The following is a 24,058-nucleotide window of genomic DNA, read 5'->3' as shown; positions in this document are numbered from 1 at the left end:
AGACCGGGACCCATAGACTCCGCCTTTCCGGATGAAGCGCAGCGGCGCCGCCCGCGGGCCGCCACGGCCATCGGGCGCGTATGGGTCCCGGTCTTCGCCTGCGGCGAAACCGGGATGACAGCCGGGAACGCGTCTAGCCGGGGTAGCGGTCGATCGACTGGCGGATCAGGTCCGCGGCTTCCTCGGGATCGGCCCAGCGGATGATGTCGACGCTCTTGCCCTTCTCCAGGTCCTTGTAGTGCTTGAAGAAGTGGGCGATCTGCTCGACCAGGATGACGGGCAGCGAGCGCCAGGAATCCACGCCCTTGTAGAACGGGTGCAGCTGGTCCACCGGCACGGCCAGGATCTTCTCGTCGCCGCCCGCCTCGTCGCGCATGATCAGCGCGCCCACGGGACGCGCCCGGATGATCGCGCCGGGCACCACCGGGGTCGGGCCCACGACGATGATGTCCATCGGGTCGCCGTCGTCGGCCAGGGTGTGCGGGATGAAGCCGTAGTTCCCCGGGTAGTACATGGCCGTGTGCAGGAACCGGTCGACGAAGATTGCGCCCGAGCGCTTGTCGAGCTCGTACTTCACCGGCTCGCCGCCCTGCGGGATCTCGATCACGGCGTTGACGTCGTACGGCGGGTTTTCGCCGACGGGGATCTTGGAGAGGTCCATGGGGAGGCCTTTCTGCGACACACAAGAGTGGCGGCTCTCTGAGGGATGCGCGACCTGGAGTAAAGGGTCGGCGAGCGGCCGGGTCGGCGGCGTCATGTCGAGGAGCCATGTTCCGGATCGATCACGTGGTGGTGTGGACCACCCGGCGCGACGCGGCGCTGGCGGCGCTCTCGGCGGCGAGCGGGCTCGCGGTACTCGACGGCTATGCGCCGGAAGGGCGGCTGCAGGCGCGCGGCGTGCGGTTCGCCAACGGGGTCTTCCTGGACGTCCACGAGGCGCCCGAGGACGGGCAGGTGCTGCTGGGCCTGGGCGGTCCCGCCGCGGAGGCCGAGGCCCTGGCCGCGCGACAGGGGTGGCGTGCGCGCCTGGGCGCCGGGCCGGACGAACCCTGGGGCATCCTGTCGTTCCGCAAGGACCAGGGCCTGCTCAGCCGGCTCTTCGTGATCGACTACGACCTGGACGAGGTGGAGCGCCTCCCCGCGTTCAACCGCGGCCTCTACCACCGGCCGCCGGCGGGCGGGCCGCCCCTGGCGCGCGTCTGGATCGCGACGGCGGATGGCGGGCGTGCGGGCCGCGACCTCATGGCCCTCGGGTTCGAGGACGCCGGCGAGATCCGCTCGGCGGCGCCGCCGCACGAGGGGCGGCTCTACCGCGGCGCCCGCGGCGACGTGGTGGTCTGCGCGGGCGATGACGCCGTGGTGCGGATCGACGCACCCGATGCGGCGCCTCTGCGCTCGATCGCCCTCGGGCCGAAGCTGACGGCGGTGCTGGGGCGCGACATGGCCGACGCTTCGCCCGCGCCAAACCGTGAGGCTTGACGACCCATAGCCGCAGAGTTATGGATCAATTCATAACTCACGGGCTATGAATCTTGAGCGCGCCGCAGGACCTGATCTTCCGGACCCTTTCCGACCCGACGCGGCGCGCGATCTTCGAGCGCCTCTGCCTGGGCGGCGAGCAGACCGTGGGGGCGCTCACGGCGCAAGCCGGCGTCTCGCAGCCGGCGGTGTCGAAGCATCTCGCGGCGCTGAAGCAGGCCGGGCTGGTGCGCGACCGGCACGCCGGCCGCCAGACCCACTACAGCGCCGCGCCGGAGGGCCTCGGCCCCCTGGTGGACTGGACGCGCGAGATGACCCGGTTCTGGGAGGGACGTTTCGACGCCCTGGAGGACCTGCTGAAGAGGATGGACCAGTGAGCGAGATGCGGACCGTCGTGGTCGAGCGCGAGATGGCGCACCCACCCGAGAAACTGTGGCGCGCGCTGACCCAGCCGCACCTGATCGCCGAATGGCTGATGAAGAACGACTTCCTGCCCGTCGTCGGTCACCGCTTTCAACTGCGTGGCGAGTGGGGCGGCGTGCTGAACTGCGAGGTCCTGACCGTCGAACCGGGCCGGACGCTGGCCTACACCTGGGACCACGAGAGCGACGACCCGGCGTTTGCGCTGAAGAGCGTGGTGACCTTCACCCTGACGCCCGCCGGCGCCGGCACGCGGCTTCGCATGGAGCAGTCGGGCTTCCAGACGAGTCAGAAGCAGGCGCTCGGCGGCGCCCTGGCCGGCTGGAACCGGTTCTTCGACAATCTCGGCCAGCTTCTGGCCCGACCCAACTGAGGAGGCGCAACCATGAACCCGCTGATCCGGCAGATCCACCGCTGGCTCTCCATGGCCTTCACCCTGGGCTTCATCGTCGTTTCCGCGGCGATGGTGATGGCCAAGGGCGCTCAGCCGCCGTTCGCCGTCTATCTCCTCGTCCTGATCCCGCTCTTCGGGCTGTTCGGCACCGGTCTCTACCTGTTCGCCCTGCCGTACCTGACGCGGGCGCGCGCACGGAGGGCCGCGTGATGGCGCGGGACATGAGCGGCAAGCCCCTGAGCGGGCCCGAGGCCTCCCGGGCGATCGATGCGAAGATCGCCGGGCTCGACGACTGGCGCGGGCGGACGCTCGCCAGGATCCGCGAGGTGCTGATCGCGGCGGACCCGCAGATCGCCGAGGAGGTGAAGTGGGGCGGCGTCCCCGTGTGGTCGCGCGGCGGCATCGTCACCACGGGCGAGGTCTACAAGCAGGTCGTGAAGCTCACCTTCGCCAAGGGCGCCTCGGTCCCCGATCCGAAGGGCCTGTTCAACTCCAGCCTGGAGGGGAATACCCGCCGCGCGATCGACATCCGCGAGGGAGACGTGTTCGACGCGGCGGCGCTGACGGCGCTGGTGCAGGCGGCGGTGGCCGTGAACCTGGCGGGCAAGAAGAAGCCCGCCCAGGCGACTCGCCGCACGTGACAACCCCCTGATCGCGCGCTATATATCCCCCAACATCGCTGGTAGCGCCGGATGGTGCTTTCAGGCGGCGGGCTCCGGCCCGACCGCTTTTTTCTTTAACTGGGCCCTGGTTTGGCATGCGCGGGAAGACCGCAGAGGACCTGAAGCTGCTGGAACTCCTCGACCCCGTCGCGGAGGCGAAGGGGTATGCGATCGTGCGGCTGCGCCTGATGGGCGGGTCCGAGCGCCGCAAGCTGCAGGTGATGGCCGAGCGTCCCAGCGACGGTGACATGAACGTCGAGGACTGCGCGCGCCTGTCGCGCGGCTTCTCCGAGGTCCTGGACGCCGCAGACCCGATCACGGGCGAGTACGTGCTCGAGGTCAGCTCGCCCGGCATCGACCGGCCGCTGACCCGGCTGGAGGACTTCACCAGCTACGAAGGGTACGAGGCGCGCCTCGAGCTGGATCGGCTGGCCGAGGGGCGCAAGCGCTTCCGCGGCGTGCTGGCCGGGGTCGAGGAGGGCCAGGTGGCCATCGACCTCGAGGGCGAGGACGAGACCGCTCTTGTCCCCTTCGCCTGGATCGTCGAGGCCAAGCTGGTGCTCAACGACGAACTGATGAAGCGGGGGGCCGCCCAGCGCGCCGCCCGCCTCGCCGCCGAACAACAACACGAACAGACGTCCGACTAGAGGAACACCCATGAGCGTGACGGGCATTTCCGCCAACCGCCTCGAGCTCCTGCAGATCGCCGAGGCCGTGGCGCGCGAGAAGGCGATCGACAAGGAAATCGTCATCGAGGCGATCGAGGAGGCGATCCAGAAGGGCGCGCGCGCCCGGTACGGCGCCGAGCACGACATCCGCGTGCACATCGATCCCAAGACCGGCGAGACCACGATCAAGCGCGTGGTCACGGTGGTGGCCGACGACGCCGTGTTCGGCGGCGGCTACGACGAGGAGGGCAACGAACTGCCGTTCGAGGAGCCCCCGGGCATCCTGCGCCTCGCCGACGCCAAGCGCCGCGACAAGGACGCCGAGGTGGGCAAGGTCTACGAGGAGCTGCTGCCGCCGTTCGAGTTCGGCCGCGTCCAGACCCAGATGGCCCGCCAGGTGGTGATGGGGAAGGTCCGCGACGCCGAGCGCGAGCGCCAGTACGAAGAGTACAAGGACCGCGTCGGCGAGATCGTGAACGGCACGGTGAAGCGGGTCGAGTACGGCAACGTCGTCGTCGACCTGGGCCGCGGCGAAGGCATCATGCGCCGCGACCAGTCGATCCCGCGCGAGAACTTCAACATCGGCGACCGGATCCGCTGCTACATCTACGACGTCCGCCGCGAGACGAAGGGTCCGCAGATCCTGCTCAGCCGCGCGCACGGCGGCTTCATGGCCAAGCTGTTCGCCCAGGAAGTGCCGGAAGTGTATGACGCGGTCATCGAGATCCGCGCCGTGGCCCGCGACCCCGGCAGCCGCGCGAAGATGGCGGTGATCTCCAACGACAGCTCGATCGACCCCGTGGGCGCCTGCGTCGGCATGCGCGGCAGCCGCGTGCAGGCGGTCGTGGCCGAGCTGCAGGGCGAGAAGATCGACATCATCCAGTGGAGCCAGGACGAGGCCACCTTCATCGTGAACGCGCTGGCCCCGGCGGAAGTCTCCAAGGTGGTGATGGACGAGGAGGACGAGCGCGTCGAAGTCGTGGTCCCGGATGAGCAACTCTCCCTGGCCATCGGCCGCCGCGGCCAGAACGTGCGCCTCGCCAGCCAGCTGACCGGCTGGCAGATCGACATCATGACCGAGAGCCAGGAAAGCGAGCGCCGCCAGCGCGAGTTCACCGAGCGCACGGCCCTGTTCCAGGAAGCCCTGGACGTGGACGAGGTCATCGCCCAGCTGCTGGTCACCGAGGGCTTCGCCAGCGTCGAGGACGTGGCCTATGTCGACGCCTCGGAAGTCGCCGCGATCGAGGGCTTCGACGAGGACACCGCCGAGGAGATCCAGGCCCGCGCCCGCGACTACCTCGAGAAGGAAGCGGCCGAGTACGACGCCAAGCGGCGCGAACTGGGCGTCGAGGACGGCATCCTGGAGATCGAGGGGATCACCCTGCCGATGGCCGTGGCCCTCGGCGAGGGCGACGTGAAGACCATCGAGGACCTGGCGGGTCTCGTGCCCGACGACCTGCGCGGCTGGTTCGAGACGCGGAACGGCGAGCGCGTGCGCGAGGCGGGCATCCTCGAGGCCTTCGGCCTGGAGCCGCAGGACGCCGAGGCGCTGATCATGCGCGCCCGGATCGCCATGGGCTGGGTCGAGGCGCCGGAAGAGCCGGTCGAAGAGTTCGTCGGGGACGAACCCTCGGACGAAGCGTTCGCCGAGGCCGAAACCCCGGCCGAAGCGCAAGACGCCTAGGCGAGCACAGAGGTGTCCCCCTGGTGCTCAGCCTCCCCGGTCGACTGAAGTTGATCTCTTCTCCCTTCCTCCTCGACGGAGGAAGGGCCGGGGATGGTGGTGTGCGCAGGAGGTCAAGGTCGGGTGGCGCGCTTGGGCGCCGGCGCCCACTCGCACCAGGGACCGAAACACTGCGCCCTCACCACCACCCAACCCTCCTCCTTCGAGGAGGAGGGCTCGTGAGATTCGAGCGCGAGGTCTCAACGTCTCAGACGCCCCGGCGTAAGCTCGACGCGAACGTCCGCCGCGAGGCGCCGATCGGGCGGTGCTTCGCCGAATTCGCCTCGCTAGGGGTGAGTTGCGCGCCCTGGTCGTGGAGCCGGCCCGCGTCTCCCTTCCTCCTCGACGGAGGAAGGGCCGGGGATGGTGGTGTGCGCTGGGCGGCGCCGGTTGCGCTGAGAGACGCCGGCCTTTGGAGGCCGGAATGACCTTCGCGCGGGCTCGGCCAGCCACGAGTCCCACGCGGCGCGCGCGAAGCCTGCGGCGGCGGATGACGTGGAGCGAGAAGCTCTTGTGGGAGGAGTTGCGCAAGCTCGGCGCGAACTTCCGGCGACAGGCCCCCGTGGGGCCGTACTTCACGGACTTTGCGTCTCATGGCTGCAAGGTCGTGGTCGAGGTCGACGGCGGCGTTCATGAGCGCCTGGACCATGTCGCTCTGAGCGATGGCGAGCGGGAGCTCTGGCTGAAGTCCCGCGGATACCAGGTCATCCGATTCACGGATCGGCAGGTCGAGAACGATGCGGCGGCCTGCGCGGCTCAGGTGAATGCGCTTCTGCCTTCGGGTCGGCAGCGGCCGGACGATGAGGGCGCGGAGCGCCGAGTCTGGCTCGACTGGGCTCCGGCGCCTCCCGAGAACGGCGCCATAGACGCAGTGCGCTCACCACCATCCCCGGCCCGTCCTCCGTCGAGGAGGACGGGAGAATGACCAAGTTGACGAGGCCCGCGAAGACCCACGCCGAAGCCTCCCGGGCGCGGAAGGATCTTGTCTCCGGCGAGGTGCGTCCCGAAGCGGAGCTGATCCGGTTCGTGGTCGGGCCCGACGGGTCGGCCGTTCCGGACCTGGCGCGGAAGCTGCCCGGGCGCGGGATGTGGGTGGCCGCCGATCGGGCGTCGGTGTCCGCCGCGGCGAAGAAGGGCCTCTTCGCGCGGTCGGCCAAGGCGTCGGTGAAGGCCGCGCCGGACCTCGCCGACCAGGTGGAGCGGCTGCTCCGACAGCGGCTGTTGGCCGCCCTGGGGCTTGCACGGAAGGCCGGAGACCTTACCTCGGGGTTCGAGAAGGTCGCCGCCGCCGTGTCGGGCGGCAAGGCGGCCTGGCTGATCGAGGCGTCGGACGGCGCCGCGGACGGTAGGGGCAAGCTGCTGCGCCTCGCCCGCCATCAATCCCCCCCGCCCGGGGTCGTCGGCGTCTTCACGTCGGCGGAATTGGGTTTGGCCTTAGGGGGCGAGAATGTGATACACACCGCCTTCCTTGCGGGGCGAGCCGCCGAGCGTTGGGCCGAAGATGTCCGGCGCTTCGGAGGATTTAGTCCGCTCCTTCCTGAGGATTGGCGCGAGGAGCCTGTCGAGGCCAAGCGGGAGCCCTAGGGCTTTCCGCCTTTCCTCATTGAGACGGGCGAGGTTGACGACGTGACGTGTGTCCGGGATCCGCCCGGGGCCGAGTAAAAGCGAGCGAATGAGCGAGAACGACAACAACGGCCGCAAGCCCCTGACCCTGAAGCCCCGCCCCGGCGGGTCGATCAGCTCGGGCACGGTGAAGCAGAGCTTCAGCCACGGCCGGACGAAGACGGTGGTCGTCGAGACCAAGCGCGCCCGGCCGCATGCGCCGCCCGGCGGCAATCTGGCCGCGCCGTCCGCCGCCGAACGTCGCGTGTTCGAGCCGCCGCCGCGTCCCGCCGCGCCGCAGCAGGGCCAGCGTCCCACCGGCGCCGGCGACGGCCTGTCGGCCGAGGAGCGCGCCGCCCGCCAGCGCGTCATCGAGCAGGCCCAGGCCCAGCGCGCCCAGCAGGAAGCCGAGCGCCGCGCCCGCGAGGAGCGCGAACGCGCCGCCGCCGAGGCCGCCCGCGCGGCGCAGGCCGCCGCCGCCCAGGCCGCCGCCGCGCCGCCCGCCGCGGAAGCGCCGAAGCCCGTCGCGGCTCCGCCGCCCGCCGCGCCCGTCGCGCCGGCCGCGCCCCCGGTGCAGGCCGCACAGCCGGCCGCCCCGCCGCCGCCCGCTGCGGCCGCGCCGCCGCGCCCGGCCGCGCCGCCCTCCGCGCCGACGGCGCCGGGCCAGACGCGCACCTACCAGCCGTCGCATGACCGCCGCGACGACCGGCCCACCACCACCACCTACCGTCCCGAGCGGCCTGCGGGCCGCTTCGAGAACGCCAACTTCAACCAGCGCGCGCCCCGCGCCGATGGCGACCGTGGCCCGCGTCCGCCGCGCGACGACCGCGGCCCGCCGCGGCGCGACGGCGACCGTCCGCAGGGCGGCGGCCCGCGTCCCGAAGGCGGCACCGTCCGCTACTCGGCGCTCGCCCCGCGTCCCGCGCCGCCCCGCGACGGCGCCCGTGGTCCCGGCGGCCCCCGCGGGCCCGGCGGCCCGCGCGTCGGACCCAACGCCCCGCCGGCCACGCCCGAGGTGCAGCGCGCCGCCCGCCAGGCCCCGCGGCCCGGCGGCTCGGTCATGGACCGCCGCGACGAGGACGACCGCCGCCGCAGCAACGAGCCCGGCAAGGGCGCCATCAGCCGCGCCAAGGGCGCGCCGAACCGCCGCGAAGGCCGACTCACCATCCAGGCCGTGGCCGGGGACGCCGAGGGCGCCGAGCGGATGCGTTCGCTGGCGTCGGTGCGCCGCGCCCGCGAGCGTGAGCGCGAGAAGCGCAAGGGCGGCGCGGTCGAGCAGGCCCGCGTGGCCCGCGAGGTCGTCATTCCCGACGTGATCACGGTGGGCGAACTGGCCAACCGCATGGCCACGCGCGGCGTCGAGATCATCAAGTTCCTGATGCGTCAGGGCGTGATGCTGAAGATCAACGACGTCATCGACAACGACACCGCCGAGCTGGTGGCCACCGAGTTCGGCCACACCGTGAAGCGCGTGTCCGAGGCCGACGTCGAAGAAGGATTCATCGGCGCCGAGGACGTGGACGATCACCTGGAGCCGCGGCCCCCGGTGGTCACCGTCATGGGCCACGTCGACCACGGCAAGACGTCGCTGCTCGACGCCCTCCGCTCCACCGACGTCGTGTCGGGCGAGCACGGCGGCATCACCCAGCACATCGGCGCCTACCAGGTCCGGCTCGAGAACGGCCAGAAGGTCACCTTCCTCGACACGCCCGGCCACGCCGCCTTCTCCGCCATGCGGATGCGCGGCGCCAACGTCACCGACATCGTGGTGCTGGTGGTGGCCGCCGACGACGGCGTCATGCCGCAGACGATCGAGGCCATCCAGCACGCCAAGGCGGCCGGCGCTCCGATCATCGTGGCGATCAACAAGATCGACAAACCCGACGCCGACCCGAACCGCGTGATCAACGAGCTGCTCCAGCACGAGATCGTCGTCGAGAGCCTCGGCGGCGAAACGCAGGCGGTGGAGGTCTCGGCCACCCAGAAGCTGGGCCTGGACGACCTGATCGAGAACATCCTGCTGCAGGCCGAAGTCCTCGACCTCAAGGCCAACCCGGACCGCACCGCGGACGGCCTGGTCATCGAGGCCAAGCTGGACAAGGGCCGGGGCGCGGTGTCCACGGTCCTGGTCAAGCGCGGCACCCTGAAGCGCGGCGACATCGTCGTGGCGGGCTCCAACTTCGGCCGCGTCCGCGCGCTCCTCAACGAGCGGGGCGAGCAGCTGGACGAGGCGGGGCCGTCGGTGCCCGTCGAGATCCTCGGCCTCGACGGCACGCCCGATCCGGGCGAGCCGTTCGCCGTCGTGGAGAACGACGCCCGCGCCCGCGAACTCGTCGAGTACCGCATCCGCCTGAAGCGCGAGAAGGCCGGCGCCCCGGTCCAGGGCGCGTCCCTGGCCGAGATGATGGCCAAGATCACGGACAAGAAGGTCTCCGAGCTTCCGCTGCTCATCAAGGCCGACGTCCAGGGCTCGACCGAGGCCATTCTGGGCTCGCTGGACAAGATGGGCACCGACGAGGTCCGCGCGCGGATCATCCTGTCGGGCGCCGGCGCGATCAGCGAGAGCGACGTGATGCTCGCCAAGGGCGCCGGGGCGTCGATCCTGGGCTTCAACGTCCGTGCTTCGAAGCAGGCGCAGGCCCTGGCCGAGCGCGAGGGCGTGGAAATCCGCTACTACGCGATCATCTACGACCTCCTCGACGACATCAAAGGCGTGCTTTCGGGCCTGCTGGCGCCGATCCAGCGGGAAACCTTCCTGGGCAACGCCGATGTCCTGCAGGCCTTCGACATCACGAAGGTGGGCCGCGTCGCCGGCTGTCGCGTCACCGAAGGCGTCGTGCGCAAGGGCGCCCGCGTTCGTATCGTGCGCGACGGCGTGGTCATCCTCGAGCTTGGCGTCCTCAAGACGCTCAAGCGCTTCAAGGACGAGGTCAACGAGGTCCCGGCCGGCCAGGAGTGCGGGATGGCGTTCGAGGGCTTCCAGGACATCAAGGCGGGCGACACCATCGAGTGCTTCAACCTCGAGGAAGTGAAGCGCAGCCTCTGAGCCCGAGCGGCTCGCGGGATTCGGGGGGCGCGCCGCGCCGGCGCGCCCCCCGCTCACGCCTTCTTGAGATTGCCAGCCCCCGGAACCTTCCGTAAGTCGGGGCGATGCGGATGGCCGCGCTCCTCAGCCTGTTCCTGCTTGCGTGGCCGCTCGGCGCCGCGGCGGCGAAGCCCCCGGTTCTCGTGGAACTGTTCACGGCCCAGGGCTGCGGCTCGTGCGACGACGCCAACGCCTATTTCGCCAAGCTCGCCGAACGCGACGGCGTGCTCGCCCTGACGTTCTCCGTCGACTACTGGGACTATCTCGGCTGGACCGACACCTTCGCCAAGCCGGAGTTCTCTGAGCGGCAGAAGGCCTATGTGGCGCGCCTGAAGCTGCGCGAGCCCTACACCCCGCAGGTGGTCGTCGACGGTCGGGAGCAGGCCCAGGGCCTGAAGTCCGCCGAGGTGGAACGCCTGGTGCGCGCCGCCGCCGCGGCTCCCCGCAACCCGCCCGACATCCGGTTCGTGAGTTCGCGCCGGGTGGACGTGGGTTCGGGACGGCCGGGACGGGGAGGCGCCGAGGTCTGGCTGATCCGCTACGAGCCCGACGCGGTCGAGGTCCAGGTGCGCGCCGGTGACAACCGCGGCGAGACGGTCGTCCAGAAGAACGTGGTGCGCCAGATCCACCGCCTGGGCCCCTGGCGAGGACGGCCGACCGCCTATCGCATGCCGCCCGCGGCAGAGGAGGGGCTGCGGACGGTCGTGGTCGTGCAGCAGCCGCGCGGCGGCCGCGTGCTGGGCGTCGCCGAGCGCACACCGGAACGCGACGCCGACTGAGCGCGACGGATTTCGCCGGCTAGGGCGAGGCGCTGAGATGTCTGGATGGGGGAGGTGTCGGTTGGCCGCACGGCCGACCCAGAGGGGCTGGGGGGGCTGTTCAGGATCCGGGATCGACCGTCTTTCAGGGCCAACCGACCCTCGCAATATCGGCGCCGCATCAGGCTGGTCCGGGACGGAAATAAGGTCATTTCGCGGCCGGCGAACCGGGCGCGCGCCCCGCGATTTTTGGTGGTCCGACACAACAACTTCATGCAGGCTTCCGCGTGATGTCTCTCGATCCGAGCCAGTCGGCCCCGCGCGGGGCCGGCGTCTTCTTCGAACGGCGCGAGCTGGAGCGCCTCCTCCGCCTCTACGGACGCATGGTGGCCGCCGGCGAGTGGCGCGACTACGGCATGGACGCCCTCCACGACTGCGCGGTGTTTTCGGTCTTTCGCCGCAGCTCCGAGGCGCCGCTCTATCGCATCGAGAAGCGGCCCGCCCTCAGCCGCCGCCAGGGCGCCTGGGCGATCGTCGGCCATGGCGGGCACATCCTGCGGCGCGGCCACGAGCTGGAGCAGGTGCTGCGGTTCTTCGACAAGGGCCGCTTCACGGTCGTGGACTAGGTCCGGCATCCGCCGATCGACACGGGCTATGGGTCCCGCCTGAGGGCCGCCAGCGTCTGGGTGCGCAGGGCGGCGCGGTCCACCTTCCCCATCTCGCCGCGGGGCAGGCTCTCGGTCCAGGCGAAGCGCAGGACAGGCAGCCGCACGCCCTTGCCCCGGAGAAAGGCGCCCATCGCCTCGCGGCCGACCTCGGCGTCGGCCACGATCGCCAGCCAGACCTCGTCGGGGCCCCCTTCGGCCGGGACGGCGAAACAGGCGGCGTCGCGCACGGCGGGGTGCTCCAGCGCGGCCGCCTCGATCGGTCCGGGCCACAGCTTGACGCCGTCGATGTTGATCCGGTCGTCCGCGCGACCCTCCAGCACAAGCCCCCCGTCCGGCAGGAAGCGGCCGAGGTCGCCCGGATAGACGAAGCCGTCCCGGAAGTTGGCGGCGCTCGGGTCCCCATCATCGAGATAGCGGCCCGCGCTGGCCGGCCCCGCGACGCGGACCTCGCCGACCTCGCCAACGGGAAGCGGGGCGCCGTCGGGCCCCACGACCTCCACGGTCACGCCAGGGGCGGGCCATCCGACCCAGCCCGGTTCCGTTTCGAGACGGCTGGCGGGACCGACCGCCACGCGCCCCGTCTCCGAGGCGCCGTAGACGATGTGAACGTCGGGCGACAGCCGCAGGCGCGCCTGCCGGGCGGTGGCCGGGGCGAGCGCGCCGCCGGTGACGAGGATCCGCCAGGTGGGCGCGCCGGGATGGTCCGCCGGCAGCGCCGCGAGCAGCTCGCGAAGCTGCAGCGGCGTGAGCCCGACCAAGCCGTCCGCCTCGGTCTCGAGCAGCCGGACGAGGTCGCGCGCCCGCAGGTCCGCGGCGACGGGGGCGCCGGTCGCCCACGCCCCGGCCGACAGCGCCTGGCCCAGCCCGCTCTCCAGGCCGGTGCGGATGACCCAGGGCCCCGGCCGGCCGTGGCCGAAGAGGGCGATGGCCTCGGCCGCCCGGTGTGCAAGGGTCCGCCAGCTTCGGCCGACCCGACGAGGACGTCCCGTGCTGCCCGAGGTCAGCTGGACGCGCCCTATGCCGTCGGGGTCGCGGGCGGCGGGCGCGACGGGGTCGCCGGAACCGGCCTCGACGGCGGCCGTCCAGGCCGCATCGAGCACGATGCGCCGCGCGGCGCCGGCCCTCGGCCGGGGACTGAGGCGCAGGTCAGCGCGGCGGTCGGCCCACGGGGTCGCCGCCACGGCCAGGCGCTCCAGCGCCAGCGCCATCACATAGTGGCGGTAGCGGCTGGACGTCTCGTAGGCGACGATCCCGCTCGCAGGACCCAGGCCCCGCTCCCGGAGGCCGCCCGCATAGCGGTTCACGTCGGCCTCAAGTTCGGCATAGGTCACCCGTCGCGTCGGCAGGATCAAGGCCGGCGCGCGCGGACGCATCCTGGCGTGGTAGGCGAGGCAGCCTTCGAACATCGCGGCCACGCTAGAGCGAGTTCCTGGCGGATTGAACGAGCGATATGCGCCCCGCGCCCGGCGCAACGAAAAACCCCGGCGGAGGGCCGCCGGGGTCTCGTGGTCCGCGCCTGCAGCGGGGATCAGCGGCGGTCGCCGAAGATCGACAGCAGGAATTGGAACAGGTTGATGAAGTTGATGTAGAGGCTGAGCGCGCCGTAGTTGGTGGCCACGCCCATGGCCGCCTGGTCGCCGCCCAGTTCGTAGTACTGCATCTTCAGGCGCTGGGTGTCATAGGCGATGAGGCCGGCGAAGATGAGCACGCCCAGGACGCTGATGATGAAGTTCATCATCGAGTTCTGCAGGAAGATGTTCACCACCGAGGCGATGACGAGGCCGATCAGGCCCACCAGCAGGAAGCTGCCGAAGCCGGTCAGGTCCTTCTTGGTGGTGTAGCCGAACAGGCTGAGGCCGCCGAACGCCGTGGCCGTGATGAGGAAGGTCGAGGCGATCGAGGCCCCGGTGTAGACGAGAGTCAGCACGCCCAGACCCGCTCCGATCAGGGCGACGATCGTCCAGTAGAAGATGCCCGAGCTCTTCGGGGAGGCGTTGCGAAGCGCGAACATGCCGAACAGCATCACGCCCAGCGGCGCGAAGGCCACGATCATGCCGAGCACGGTCATGCCGGCCAGGCGGCCGTCGGGCGTGACCGTGTACATGAGGTCGCGAACGGGCGCGAACTGGCCGGTGAGGTAGGCGAGCGCGGCCGAGACGACCAGGCCCAGCGCCACCTTGTTGTAGACGCCGAGCATGAAGCTGCGGAGGCCCGCGTCCACCGACATGTCGGCGCGATCCGCCGGGATCGAGCGCGCGTAGCCGCGGTTGAAGTCGCTCATGAGAGCAAGGCCCTTACGGTTGCGCGTCGCAAATCGGACGCGATCGAAATATCGTTTCGCATACGGTCGTAAGCAAGGCCCCCTCCCGAAGGTTCCGATGATCCGCCTGTTCGCCGCGCTCTCAGTCCCCGTCGAGTTCGGTCGGACCCTGCAGCTCCGGCAGGCCGGGATCGAGGGCGCCCGTTGGCGGCCGCTGGAGGCGCTGCACGTGACGCTGCGGTTCTTCGGCGAGATTCGACAGGACGTGGCCCGCGACCTGGACGCCGAACTGGTCGGGATCGGCGGCCGTCCGTTCGAGATCGAGCTGGCGGGCGCGGGCGCTTTCGACGACGGCGACGACATCCACGCCGTCTGGGCCGGCGTGGCGGAGAACGCCGAGCTGCGACGCCTGGCGGAAGCGTGCGAGACGGCGGCGCGGCGGGCCGGCCTCAAGCCTGAAAAGCGCAGCTACCGTCCGCACGTGACCCTGGCCTACCTGCGCCGGCCGGATCCCGGCGAGGTGGCGGCCTGGATCCAGGCGAACAACCTGCTGAAGAGCCCGCCGATCCTCGTGGACCGCTTCGGCCTCTACTCCAGCCACCAGAGCCGCGACGGCTCGTACTACCGGCTGGAGGCCGAATACCCCCTCTGACCTTCCCTTCCCGCGCGCGGGAAGGGGGGACCGCTCGCCGAAGAGCGAGCGGTGGGAAGGGCAAGCGCCGGCAAGGCGGACTGACCAAGCGTCACTGAGACCGCGGAGGTTAAGCCGCTAGGCGCTGGACGCGTAGTCCTTGAGCACCCCCAGGGGAACGATGGCGAGGGTTTCCTCGTGGGTGCTCTCCAGGACCACCTGGGGCGCGGCGCCGGCGTCGAGAGCCTCCTTCCAGCGCGGCGCGCACAGGCACCAGCGGTCCCCCGGCTTCAGGCCTGGGAAGCCGAGATCGGGCCGCGGCGTGGAGAGGTCGTTGCCGACGCTCTTGGAGAACGCCAGGAAGTCGGCCGTCATGACGGCGCAGACTGTGTGCATGCCGGTGTCGTGCGGGCCGGTCTCGCAGCAGCCGTTGCGGAAGAAACCCGTGACCGGGTCGAGGGAGCAGGGCGCCAGCTCCTGGCCCAGGACGTTACGGGCGCCGGCGTCGTAGCGGATCGGGCGTGTGGCCATGCGCGCATCCTAAACGCTAAGAAACGCCGCGCGCCAACGCGCGAAGGAGACGATTGTCCGTGACCCAGCCCCCCTCCAGGCCGCGCCGAAGCGCCCTCTACCTGCCGGCGTCCAATCCGCGGGCGCTCGAGAAGGCGCGCGCCCTGCCCTGCGACGTGGTGATCCTCGACCTCGAGGACGCGGTGGCGCCCGAGGCCAAGGCCGAGGCTCGGGCGGCCGCGGCCGCGGCCGTCGCCGCCGGCGGATTCGGCGACCGCGAGGTGGTGATCCGCGCGAACGGCCTCGACACCCCGTGGGGGGCGGACGACCTGGCGGCGGCGGGCGCCGCCCACCCGCACGCCATCCTGGTCCCCAAGGTCTCGGCGCCCGAGGATCTGGCGGCCGTGCGCACCCGCCTCCCAGAAGGCGTGCCGATCTGGGCGATGATCGAGACCTGTGCGGCGATCTTCCGGCTGGAGGCGCTTGGGGCGGAATCGGTCAACGAGGGCGTGACGGCCTGGGTGATGGGCACGAACGACCTCGCCAAGGAGATGCGCTGCCGCCTGACGGTCGGCCGCGAGCCGCTGATGGCCGCCCTGAGCCTCAGCGTCATGTCCGCCCGCGCCCATGGCCTGGCGATCCTCGACGGCGTGTTCAACGAGATCGCCGACGCCGAGGGCCTGGCGCGCCAGTGCGCGCAGGCCGCCGACCTGGGCTTCGACGGCAAGACCCTGATCCATCCGAGCCAGGTGGAGGCCGCCAACGCAGCCTTCACGCCGGACCCCGCCGCGGTCGACTGGGCGAGAACTGTGGTCAAGGCGTTCGAAAACCCCGAAGCTGCGGGCAAGGGCGTTCTGAAGGTCGAGGGGCGGATGGTGGAGCGGCTGCATTTCGCCGAGGCGCAGCGGCTGATCGGCGTGGCCGAGGCGATCGCCGCGCGCGAGACGGCATGACGCTTCGCGCGTCGATCCTTGCGCTCGCGATGGGCGCGCTGTGCGCGCCCGCGGCCGCGCAGCCGTCGTCCGCCGCCGATCCGATCGGCGAGATCCTCGGCCAGCGCGCCGTCGAGCCTGAAGAGCCCAAGGCCGCGGCGCCCAGGCTCACGCGGCCGGTGATGCTGCACGAGACCGGCCGCAGCCCCGACGCGCCGCCCTCGCCGGCCGACGTCGCCTACGACAGCCGCCTCAAGTCCTCTGCGGCCTCGGCCCAGGGGTTCCAGGGGCGGCTGGAAGGCGCCTGGACGCTGTCCGCGGGCGGCCGCGAGGCCTACGCCGTGCAACTGGTCGACCGGAACGGTTCGGTGGAAGGCGCCTGGCGCGACCTGCGCCGGCCCGGCGCGCTGGACGCCTCGGGCTACATCGAGGCTGTCGAGCGGGCGGGTGAGGACGTGATCCTGCGGCTGCCGGGCGGGACCGTCGCGACGCTGCGCCCGCAGGGCGACCGCTACAGCGGCGAGCTCACCGAGCGCGGCCACACCGAGCCGGCGACCCTGGCGCGCCGCACGCCGTAGTCAGAGGCCCAGGGACGCGCGGGCCGCGGCCAGGGCGGCGTCCTGCGCATCCGGACGGTAGGCCTGCGGCGTTCCGAAGCCCCAGACGGGGCCCGGCCATGCGGAGTCGTCGGCGCGCCGGCCGACGATGTGGACATGCAGTTGCGGCGTCAGGTTGCCCAGCGCGCCGATGTTCAGCTTCTCGACGGGGCGGCCGAGGGCCTTGCCGACGGCGCGGACGGCGGCGCCCGCGCGCACCACCTCCTCCATCAGGGCTGCACGGTCGCGGACGGGCAGGTCGTCAAGTTCCCGCGCCCCGGCGACGCGCGGGATCAGAACCAGCCAGGCGAAGCGGGCGTCGGCCTGCAGGCGGACGTGGCAGAGCGGCAGGTCGCCCACCGCCTCGGAGGTCGCCGGAAAGGCCGGGTGCAGCTCGAACATCGTCCCCGGCGCGTGCGCCATTGCAGCGGCGCGGTCAACGGGCTAACGAGCGGCCGCACATCACCTGAGGAGAGCAGCAGATGGCGAAGCAGCCCATTCGCGTGGCGGTTACCGGCGCGGCCGGCAACATCGGTTACGCCCTGCTGTTCCGGATCGCCTCCGGCGCCATGCTGGGCCCCGACCAGCCCGTTATCCTGCAGCTGCTCGAGATCCCCGTCGAAGGCCCGCAGAAGGCGCTGAAGGGCGTCGCCATGGAGCTGGAGGACTGCGCCTTCCCGCTGCTCCAGGACATGGTGCTGACCGGCGATCCGGACGTGGCCTTCAAGGACGCCAACTGGTGCCTGCTGGTGGGCTCCAAGCCCCGCGGCCCGGGCATGGAGCGCGCCGACCTGCTGAAGGACAACGGCAAGATCTTCATCGCCCAGGGCCAGTCCATCGACAAGGTGGCTGCCGACGACGCCCGGATCGCCGTGGTGGGCAACCCCTGCAACACCAACTGCATGATCGCCGCCAGCCAGGCCAAGCGCCTGCCGGCCGACCGCTTCACCGCCATGGTGCGCCTGGACGAGAACCGCGGCCGCAACCAGCTGGCCAAGAAGGCCGGCGTGCCGGTCACCGACGTCGCCGACCTCTTCATCTACGGCAACCACAGCCCGACGATGTTCGCCGACTTCACCCACGCCAAGATCGGCGGCAAGGCGGTCACCGACGTGATCACCGACCGGGCCTGGCTCGACAACGAGTACCTGCCGGCGGTGGGCAAGCGCGGCGCGGCCATCATCGACGCGCGCGGCGCCAGCTCGGCGGCCTCGGCCGCGGGCGCGCTCATCGACCACGTGCGCGACCTCGTCACGCCCGGCGCGATCCACTCGGTGGCGGTGAAGTCGGAAGGCCGCTACGGCTTCGACCCCAACGTCTGGGCCGGCATGCCGGTGAGGACCACCACCCCCGGTTCGTTCGAGGTCATCACCTCGTGCGAGATGGACGACTTCGCCAAGTCGAAGATCAAGATCACCAACGACGAGCTGCTGAGCGAGCGCGACACCGTCAAGGACATGCTGGCCTAGCAGGGTCTCCGTCGGCCGACCGCGACTTTGGCCGGACCTCTGCATGGGCCGGACGAGCGTGTGAGCGAGGGCGCGCCTTAAGCGTCGGTCGTGGTCGCCGGCTGAGGTGTGCGCCGGGCCACGGCGAACGCCAGGAAGACGGCGACCACGCCGATCAGCGAGGAATAGAGGAAGAAGACCAGGTAGCCGGCGCCGAGCGCGCCCGGCGTCACCTGGGACTTCGCCATGGCCCCGGCGAAGGCGTCGGGCGGCATGCCGGCGAAGAGGGCCTTCAGCCCGGCCATGGGCCCCCCCGCGTCGGCCGCCGCCGCCGAGGACTCCACGATCCGTCCCGACTGCGAGGCGATCAGCTTGCCCGGCAGGGCGTAGAGCGAGGAGAAGAGCGCGTACTGCGTGGCCGTGAAGCCCGCGGACGTGAGGCTCGACATGTAGGCGATCAGGCAGGTGCCCGAGACGCCGCCGGCGATGTTGTCGATGCCGATGGCCACGAAGAGGGCCCACAGCTCGGGCCCCTGCAGCGCCAGCCAGGCGAAGGCGAGATTGCTGATCGGGCCGGCGAACGCGCCGATCACGAGCGCGCGCATCATGCCGAGCCGCGCCACCAGGAAGCCGCCCAGCCCCACCCCGATGACGGTCATCACCACGCCGAACACCTTCCGCGCCTCGGCGATCTCGGTCTTGGAGAAGCCGAGGTCGGCATAGAACGGGTTCATGATGTTGAGGACGAAATCCGACAGCCGGTAGAGGCAGATCAGCGCCAGGATCAGCGCGGCCACGCCCCGGTAGCGCGCCAGGAAGTCGCGCAGCGGATCGCCCAGGGCGGCGAACAGGTAGACGCCGGGCCGCGTCCTCACGCGCGGGATCGGGCAGACGGCCAGGACGATCACCGCCAGGCCCGCGGCCACCGCCAGCAGCTGGACGTAGACGCCCTGCGGCTTCATCGCCCAAGCGGCGGTCACGGCGCCTGCCGCGTCGGGCAGGCCGATACCGCTCAGGCCGGCGGCCAGCAGCGAGGCGTCGGCGGCGAGGCCCGACCCCAGGAACAGGGCCCCCAGGGCGAAGACGGCGAGGCGTGCGATCCATTCGGGCAGTTCGAGCGCCGGGCGGCTCGGCACGCCCTCGGCATGGATCGGGCGGATCGCGTGCGCCGTCTCCCGCGGCGCGCCCAGCACGCCCAGGACGCCGGCCAGCATCAGCCCGGCCATCACGGCGTACGACGTGCTCCAGCCGTAGGTCTCGGCGATCAGCAGCGGCGCGGCGCCCGCCACGATCATGGCGATGCGGTAGCCCCACTGGTACGCGGCGGCCATGGCGCCCTGCTTCTCGACCTCGGCCGCCTCGATCCGCCACGCGTCGATGACGATGTCCTGGGTCGCCGAGACGAACGCCACCAGCGCCGCGAACGCGGCCATGAGGCCCAGGTCGCGCGCCGGATCGACGCCCGAGATCATCCACAGGCCGACCATCAGCAGGACCTGCAGCACGATCATCCAGCTGCGCCGGTGCCCCAGCAGCCGGGTCAGGCCCGGTATGCGGGTGCGGTCGATCAGCGGCGCCCACAGGAACTTCAGGGAATAGGACAGGGTCGCCAGGGCGAAGATCGAGATCACCTGCAGCGACAGGCCGGCCTCGCGGAGCCACAGCGACAGGGTGTCGAAGATGAGCAGGTTGGGCAGGCCCGAGGCGAAGCCCAGGGCCAGCATCACCAGCGCCCGGCGCTCCACGAAGACGGCCAGCGCGCTCAACGCGCCCCGCCTGGGTTCCGCCGCATCTGCGCTCATCGCGACTCCGGATCGAAGGGCGCCCCGCCTCCCTAGTGCCCGTCCCGGCTGGTTTGGTCCAGGCCGGCCGGGGAGAACGGGCTCGTCGTCCTCTACCTGGAGCGCAACCTGATCGCCTGCGGGCGCCTCATCCTCGGCGGGATGCGCTCCAGTCAGCCGACCTTGAAGCGCTTGGCAGGCTTCGTCCAGTTGGCGCGGACGGCCCAGCGCGTGAGCGCCCCGCGCAGCGCGTCGGGCGACAGCGGCTTGACCAGGAAGTCGTTCATCCCCGCCGCCAGACACGCCCGGCGGTCGTCCTCGAAGGCGTTGGCGGTCAGCGCCACGATGGGGGTGTCGATGCCCGCCTCGCGCAGCCGCCGCGCGGTCTCTTCGCCCGACAACACCGGCATGCGCATGTCCATGAGGATGAGGTCGTAGACCTCCACGTCGGCGGCCTTCAGCGCCTCGGGGCCGCTGACCACGTGCTCCACGTGGCAGCCCTCCCGGGTCAGCAGCGTGCGCGCCAGGAGCGCGTTGATCGGGTTGTCCTCCACCAGCAGCACGCGCGCGCCGGGGGCGGCGGCCGTCACGATCCGCTCGTCCTCGGGCTCGGGCGCCGCCAGGGGCGTGGCGCCCGCCGCGATCAGAACGCGCTCGGCCAGCGAGGCGCGGCGCAGCGGCTTGATGAGGTAGCCCGCGAAGCCGGAGCGGCGGTAGCGGGTGATGCGGTCGCGCTCGTCGGGCGCGAGGAGCACGATGCCCTTGCGTTGCAGCGGCGGCCGCAGCGCGCCGCTGGGCGACGCCAGGCTCGCGTCGACCAGGATCACATCGCCGGGGCGCGTGCGCGCGATGGCGGCCGGCAGGGCGTCGGCGACGATCGCCTCTCCGCCGCTGGCCTCGATCTGCCGGCGCGCGGCTTCGCGGACGATCCCGCTGGGCGACGCCACGGCGACCCTACGGCCGGCGAGCGGGCCATGCGCGCGTGCGGCCGCGCGCGGCGTCGGGAAGGCCGCCTCGAACCAGAAGGCCGCGCCGCCGCCGGCGGCGGCTTCGACACCCACCTCGCCGCCCATGGCGCGCGCGATCCGCCGCGCGATGGCGAGCCCGAGGCCCGAGCCGCCGAGGTCGGCGTGCGCGTTGTCCGCCTGCGCGAAGGCTTCGAAGATCCGGTCGCGGTCGGACTCCGACACGCCTGGGCCGGTGTCGGCGACGGTGAAGCGCACCACGCCGGGCGCCGACGACTCGGCGGTGATGAGGACGCCCCCCGCCTCGGTGAACTTGACGGCGTTGCCGGCGAAGTTGAGCAGGATCTGGCGGAGCCGGCTCTCGTCCGCATGGATCGTCGCCGGCGCGGCCGGGGCGGCCCAGGCGATCTCGAGGTCTTTCTCGCGGGCGCGCGGCGAGAGCAGTTCGGCGACGCTCTGCAGCAGCGATTCCAGGTCGGTCTCGGCCGGGTGCAGCTCGACGCGGCCGGCGCCCAGCTTGGCGAAGTCCAGCACGTCGTTGACCAGCGTCAGCAGGTGCTGGCCGCTGTCGCGCAGCGCGGCGACATAGGTCTGCTGTTCGGCGGTGAGCCGGGTGCCTTCCAGGAGGCGCGCCATGCCGAGCACGCCGTTTAGCGGCGTCCGGAATTCGTGGCTCAGCGACGCGAGTTGTTCGGCGCTGATCTGGGCGCGCGCCGGCCGGCGCTCTGATAGGGAACGTACGGGTCTGCGCATGGAGCGCCGAAGTAGCCGCAAACCGCTTAACGGCCCGTCAAGCGGCGAAACGACGCGACGCGGCGCAGCGCGAACGGCCTCAGACCTCGCGGCAAAGTAGACGCGGCGCAAAAGCCGTCGTTTACTACGATTATGGATGGCGTGCGCTGAGGGGAGCGTCCATGAACCCGGTCGAGCTATTGACGCAGCGGGAGCGGGACTGCCTTCGACTGGTCGACCAGCATCTCAGCTCCAAACAGATCGCGCGTGAACTTGGGATGTCGAAGACGTCGGTCGACACCTATTGTGACCGCGCGCGCCGCAAGCTCGGCGTGGACGACCGCTTCCAGGCGGCCCGGCTGCTGCGCCAGCAGGGCGACGGTTCTGTCCTGATCGGATCAGGACACGACGCGATCAGGACAGACACGGTTAACGCAAGCTGGCCGGATGACCTCGCAACGGAGGAGGCATCCAATGGGCGAGTGGCCGAGTTTCGAGAACAGAGCGGTGATTGGCAGGGCGCTCCGCCTTCGCCGGGAGATCGACGACTTCGAAGCGCGTTGGCCGGCCTTGGCGAAGAGGGAGGAACTCCTCCCGGGCTTCTCCTGGACGCAGCTCGAGCGGCAGCTCGTCGATCTCTCGGCGACGCCCGCTCAGGCGGACATGGCGCGGCACCTGGTTTCCGCCACGCGGAAGCTGGCCCCGTTCAAGCCGCCCGAGATGGTGCTGCGGGAGATCCTCTGCCTCACCTGGGTTCTCCTGGACGAGAACTTCAAGGGCGAGGCGGAGCCTGGACCCGCAGAAATGACCTGAGCCCGACCGCGCGGATCGCGGCGATCCTCGCGATCGCCGTCGTCACGGTCCTCGCCTTCGGGGGCATGCTGGCGGGGCTCCACGCCCTCAACGATCTGGCGGCGAATTTACTAAAGGCCTGAACGGCCGAGAAACCCTGACCTGAGACCATTAAGGCGCGTCGTCTGTACGCCGCGCATGGAGAGACGTCATGCTTAAGGAACGCCGCCTGGCCGCCCAAGAGGTCGCCACCGCACTCTTCGACGCTGAGACCGCCATCGACGCGGCCCTCAGCAAGACTGCCGCGCTCACCGGTGTGATGCCGGCGCTGCGCAAGGCCGCCGGCGCCTCGGCGCTGATCGGCCAGGACGCCGTCGAGCGGGCCAGCCAGGCCATCGTGGCCCTCGCTGAAGCCCGCCGCGCCATCGTCGAGACCCACAAGGAGCTCAGCGTCGTCCAGGGCCAGATCGGCCTCGGCGCCGTGAAGCTCTCGGGCGACCCGGGCACGGACAAGCCGCCGCCGACCGGCGTCGAGCTCGAGCGGACGCGCATGCGGAACCTCCGCATCGCATCCTGACGGTTTCAAGGAGGCCTGGCCTCTGACAGATTGCGGCCCTCGGAGACCTCCGGGGGCCGTATTTGTATCAGTTGCCGCATTGGGTCTGGCCGACAGCGCTCCTGACCGTCTGCGCGCTCGCCGTCTGGCGGGGCGGCGATGATGAACGTCTGGCCGCGGGCGGCCAGCTCGCCAACTGGGCGCTGACGATCCTCCTCGTCCGCGCCAACGGCGGGACCACCAGCGACGAGACCCAATGGGGCGTGCTCGCGGCCGACGTCGCGCTGCTGAGCCTTCTGCTCTGGATCGCCCTGCGCAGCCGCCGCTACTGGCCGCTGTTCGCCACCGCCTTCCACCTCCTGGTCGTACTGGTCCACTTCGGCAGGATCGTGGACCCGCGCGTCAGCGGGTGGGCCTACCTGACCGCCGGGCTGATCTTCGCCTACCTCGTGCTGATCGCGATCGCCTATGGCGCGTGGACCGCGTCGCGCGCGGAGCGCCCGGGCCCCTGACCCCCTCCCGGCGCCGCGGCGAGACCGCGGAACAACGGCGCCCCTGGCCGGTTGACGCCTGTGGATTTGCCGGAGACCCCCGATGACGCGTGTTCGGGTTGGCGTGAACGGGGCGCTGCGGACCCTTTGGCTGACAGCCGCCGCCCTGGCCGTCACCGGCTGCGCGAGCGGCCAGAGCATCTTCATCGCGGGTCCCGGCGGCGACACCACCGCCCGCGAACGGGCCCAGGAGGACCCGGCGTCGGAGGACGGCGCCGTGGGCCCGGGCGCCTCCACGGTCCTGGCGTCTTCGGGCAATGTGCTGTTGCCGTTCGCGACGAATGTCGGCGGTCGGCCGGTCGCGTCTGTTCCCGGTGGGGGGCTGGGCGGAGCCGTCGCCGGGCTGACCGGCCGGACGCCGGCGGGCGTGGGCCCGGGCGCAGCCGCGGGACCGGGTTCCGCCCCCGCGGGCCCTGCGGCCGGTCCGGCCCTCGGGGCCAGCCTGACCGCTCGCGCCGACCTCCCCGCGGGGCGGGCCGGCGTCGGCGCCGCAGCGACGACGCCCCCGGGCCGCGTGGGCGCAACGGCGCAGCTCGGCGCGGCGCAGGCCGCGGTCGGGCTGACCGCGCCGGTGGTCTCGGCGGCGGGGGCCCCGCTGGTGACGCTGGCGGGCGGCGCCCTGGGGCGCGGCGGCGCGCCCGGGGCCATCGCCGGCCTGCGGGCCAGCGGCGCGGCCAATCCCAACGCAATCGTCGGGACGGTGGTGACCAACGCCGCCGGCGCGGTCATGCGGATGCAGCCGCCCGCCGGGGGGCAGACCCCTGCGCCGGCCATGTCCGCGGGCGTCCCCGGCAGCCAGACGCTGCGCGCCGTCTTGGGCCGGCTCACGCCGCCCGGCGGCTGAC

Annotated in this window: 27 protein-coding genes and 1 pseudogene; 21 read left to right on the top strand and 7 right to left on the bottom strand. The window is 71.6% G+C overall.

What is annotated here, in order from left to right:
- Positions 1-133: 133 nt before the first annotated feature.
- The gene (gene ppa, locus AC2D8W_RS11235; protein ID WP_484671616.1) at positions 134-661 is read right to left on the bottom strand and encodes an inorganic diphosphatase; all 528 of its coding nucleotides are present in this window, start codon (positions 659-661) and stop codon (positions 134-136) included.
- Positions 662-768: 107 nt separating this feature from the next.
- On the opposite strand from ppa, the gene AC2D8W_RS11230 reads away from it, so the two are divergent.
- From AC2D8W_RS11230 to AC2D8W_RS11175, 12 genes are all read left to right on the top strand, one after another.
- A complete protein-coding gene (locus AC2D8W_RS11230) occupies positions 769-1,479 on the top strand; it encodes a hypothetical protein (protein WP_484671615.1) in 711 nt (236 codons plus the stop codon).
- Between the two features lie 53 nt (positions 1,480-1,532).
- Positions 1,533-1,856: an ArsR/SmtB family transcription factor gene (locus tag AC2D8W_RS11225; protein ID WP_484671614.1), complete on the top strand. Its 324-nt coding sequence runs from the start codon at positions 1,533-1,535 to the stop codon at positions 1,854-1,856.
- A gap of 5 nt (positions 1,857-1,861) precedes the next feature.
- On the top strand, positions 1,862-2,272 hold the full coding sequence (locus AC2D8W_RS11220) for an SRPBCC family protein (RefSeq protein WP_484671843.1): 411 nt from the start codon (positions 1,862-1,864) through the stop codon (positions 2,270-2,272).
- Positions 2,273-2,284: 12 nt separating this feature from the next.
- Entirely contained in the window at positions 2,285-2,503 is a 219-nt protein-coding gene (locus tag AC2D8W_RS11215) for a hypothetical protein (RefSeq protein WP_484671613.1), read from the top strand.
- 11 nt (positions 2,504-2,514) lie between these two features.
- On the top strand, positions 2,515-2,934 hold the full coding sequence (locus AC2D8W_RS11210; RefSeq protein WP_484671612.1) for a DUF1801 domain-containing protein: 420 nt from the start codon (positions 2,515-2,517) through the stop codon (positions 2,932-2,934).
- 116 nt (positions 2,935-3,050) lie between these two features.
- On the top strand, positions 3,051-3,602 hold the full coding sequence (rimP, locus tag AC2D8W_RS11205) for a ribosome maturation factor RimP (RefSeq protein ID WP_484671611.1): 552 nt from the start codon (positions 3,051-3,053) through the stop codon (positions 3,600-3,602).
- A gap of 10 nt (positions 3,603-3,612) precedes the next feature.
- Positions 3,613-5,307 carry a transcription termination factor NusA gene (nusA, locus tag AC2D8W_RS11200; RefSeq protein ID WP_484671610.1) on the top strand — a complete coding sequence of 565 codons (1,695 nt, stop codon included), beginning with the start codon at positions 3,613-3,615 and terminating at the stop codon, positions 5,305-5,307.
- 463 nt (positions 5,308-5,770) lie between these two features.
- Positions 5,771-6,271: an endonuclease domain-containing protein gene (locus AC2D8W_RS11195; RefSeq protein ID WP_484671609.1), complete on the top strand. Its 501-nt coding sequence runs from the start codon at positions 5,771-5,773 to the stop codon at positions 6,269-6,271.
- Entirely contained in the window at positions 6,268-6,930 is a 663-nt protein-coding gene (locus AC2D8W_RS11190) for an RNA-binding protein (protein ID WP_484671608.1), read from the top strand. The genes AC2D8W_RS11195 and AC2D8W_RS11190 overlap by 4 nt, the downstream gene beginning before the upstream one ends.
- 88 nt (positions 6,931-7,018) lie before the next feature.
- Positions 7,019-9,994 carry a translation initiation factor IF-2 gene (gene infB / locus AC2D8W_RS11185; protein WP_484671607.1) on the top strand — a complete coding sequence of 992 codons (2,976 nt, stop codon included), beginning with the start codon at positions 7,019-7,021 and terminating at the stop codon, positions 9,992-9,994.
- Positions 9,995-10,104: 110 nt separating this feature from the next.
- Positions 10,105-10,812, top strand: coding sequence for a DUF1223 domain-containing protein (locus AC2D8W_RS11180; protein WP_484671606.1), 708 nt, complete (start codon positions 10,105-10,107; stop codon positions 10,810-10,812).
- A gap of 269 nt (positions 10,813-11,081) precedes the next feature.
- On the top strand, positions 11,082-11,417 hold the full coding sequence (locus AC2D8W_RS11175) for a DUF2794 domain-containing protein (protein ID WP_293482960.1): 336 nt from the start codon (positions 11,082-11,084) through the stop codon (positions 11,415-11,417).
- A gap of 26 nt (positions 11,418-11,443) precedes the next feature.
- Here the strand turns inward: AC2D8W_RS11175 and AC2D8W_RS11170 are convergent, their stop codons facing one another.
- Together AC2D8W_RS11170 and AC2D8W_RS11165 are read right to left on the bottom strand one after the other, a co-directional pair.
- Complete coding sequence (locus tag AC2D8W_RS11170; RefSeq protein WP_484671605.1) at positions 11,444-12,865, bottom strand: class I adenylate-forming enzyme family protein; 1,422 nt, start codon at positions 12,863-12,865, stop codon at positions 11,444-11,446.
- 122 nt (positions 12,866-12,987) lie between these two features.
- Complete coding sequence (locus AC2D8W_RS11165; RefSeq protein WP_293482964.1) at positions 12,988-13,740, bottom strand: Bax inhibitor-1/YccA family protein; 753 nt, start codon at positions 13,738-13,740, stop codon at positions 12,988-12,990.
- 97 nt (positions 13,741-13,837) lie between these two features.
- Here AC2D8W_RS11165 and thpR point away from each other — a divergent pair, with 97 nt between their 5' ends.
- Positions 13,838-14,371, top strand: a complete 534-nt coding sequence (thpR, locus tag AC2D8W_RS11160; RefSeq protein WP_484671604.1) for an RNA 2',3'-cyclic phosphodiesterase — start codon at positions 13,838-13,840, stop codon at positions 14,369-14,371.
- 117 nt (positions 14,372-14,488) lie between these two features.
- Here the strand turns inward: thpR and AC2D8W_RS11155 are convergent, their stop codons facing one another.
- Positions 14,489-14,881 carry a DUF2237 family protein gene (locus AC2D8W_RS11155; RefSeq protein ID WP_293482966.1) on the bottom strand — a complete coding sequence of 131 codons (393 nt, stop codon included), beginning with the start codon at positions 14,879-14,881 and terminating at the stop codon, positions 14,489-14,491.
- A gap of 59 nt (positions 14,882-14,940) precedes the next feature.
- Between AC2D8W_RS11155 and AC2D8W_RS11150 the strand changes: the two genes are divergently transcribed.
- Together AC2D8W_RS11150 and AC2D8W_RS11145 are read left to right on the top strand one after the other, a co-directional pair.
- Entirely contained in the window at positions 14,941-15,813 is an 873-nt protein-coding gene (locus AC2D8W_RS11150; RefSeq protein ID WP_484671603.1) for an HpcH/HpaI aldolase/citrate lyase family protein, read from the top strand.
- Positions 15,810-16,370, top strand: coding sequence for a hypothetical protein (locus AC2D8W_RS11145; protein ID WP_484671602.1), 561 nt, complete (start codon positions 15,810-15,812; stop codon positions 16,368-16,370). The genes AC2D8W_RS11150 and AC2D8W_RS11145 overlap by 4 nt, the downstream gene beginning before the upstream one ends.
- Here the strand turns inward: AC2D8W_RS11145 and AC2D8W_RS11140 are convergent, their stop codons facing one another.
- Positions 16,371-16,811: an HIT domain-containing protein gene (locus AC2D8W_RS11140; protein WP_484671601.1), complete on the bottom strand. Its 441-nt coding sequence runs from the start codon at positions 16,809-16,811 to the stop codon at positions 16,371-16,373.
- Positions 16,812-16,870: 59 nt separating this feature from the next.
- Here AC2D8W_RS11140 and AC2D8W_RS11135 point away from each other — a divergent pair, with 59 nt between their 5' ends.
- A complete protein-coding gene (locus AC2D8W_RS11135; RefSeq protein WP_484671600.1) occupies positions 16,871-17,857 on the top strand; it encodes a malate dehydrogenase in 987 nt (328 codons plus the stop codon).
- Positions 17,858-17,934: 77 nt separating this feature from the next.
- Here AC2D8W_RS11135 and AC2D8W_RS11130 read toward each other — a convergent pair whose 3' ends face one another.
- Both AC2D8W_RS11130 and AC2D8W_RS11125 read right to left on the bottom strand, forming a co-directional pair.
- Positions 17,935-19,638 carry an AmpG family muropeptide MFS transporter gene (locus AC2D8W_RS11130; RefSeq protein WP_484671599.1) on the bottom strand — a complete coding sequence of 568 codons (1,704 nt, stop codon included), beginning with the start codon at positions 19,636-19,638 and terminating at the stop codon, positions 17,935-17,937.
- Between the two features lie 152 nt (positions 19,639-19,790).
- Positions 19,791-21,335, bottom strand: a complete 1,545-nt coding sequence (locus tag AC2D8W_RS11125) for a response regulator (protein ID WP_484671598.1) — start codon at positions 21,333-21,335, stop codon at positions 19,791-19,793.
- A 161-nt stretch (positions 21,336-21,496) separates the two neighbouring features.
- Here AC2D8W_RS11125 and AC2D8W_RS11120 point away from each other — a divergent pair.
- The 5 genes and pseudogenes from AC2D8W_RS11120 to AC2D8W_RS11100 form a co-directional block, all read left to right on the top strand.
- Positions 21,497-21,664, top strand: a pseudogene (locus AC2D8W_RS11120) (response regulator transcription factor); the annotation flags it as partial.
- Positions 21,665-21,884: 220 nt separating this feature from the next.
- Positions 21,885-22,127 (top strand): hypothetical protein, encoded by a 243-nt coding sequence (locus AC2D8W_RS11115; protein ID WP_484671854.1) that lies wholly within the window; start codon positions 21,885-21,887, stop codon positions 22,125-22,127.
- Between the two features lie 190 nt (positions 22,128-22,317).
- Complete coding sequence (locus AC2D8W_RS11110) at positions 22,318-22,683, top strand: hypothetical protein (protein WP_293479612.1); 366 nt, start codon at positions 22,318-22,320, stop codon at positions 22,681-22,683.
- Positions 22,684-22,754: 71 nt separating this feature from the next.
- Complete coding sequence (locus AC2D8W_RS11105; protein ID WP_484671597.1) at positions 22,755-23,174, top strand: hypothetical protein; 420 nt, start codon at positions 22,755-22,757, stop codon at positions 23,172-23,174.
- An 82-nt stretch (positions 23,175-23,256) separates the two neighbouring features.
- Entirely contained in the window at positions 23,257-24,057 is an 801-nt protein-coding gene (locus AC2D8W_RS11100) for a hypothetical protein (protein ID WP_484671596.1), read from the top strand.
- Position 24,058: the final 1 nt, after the last annotated feature.

The organism is Phenylobacterium sp. T106 (genome assembly GCF_057219735.1).
The sequence above is the reverse complement of the archived record's forward strand: the minus strand, read 5'-3'. Positions and strand labels throughout refer to the sequence as shown.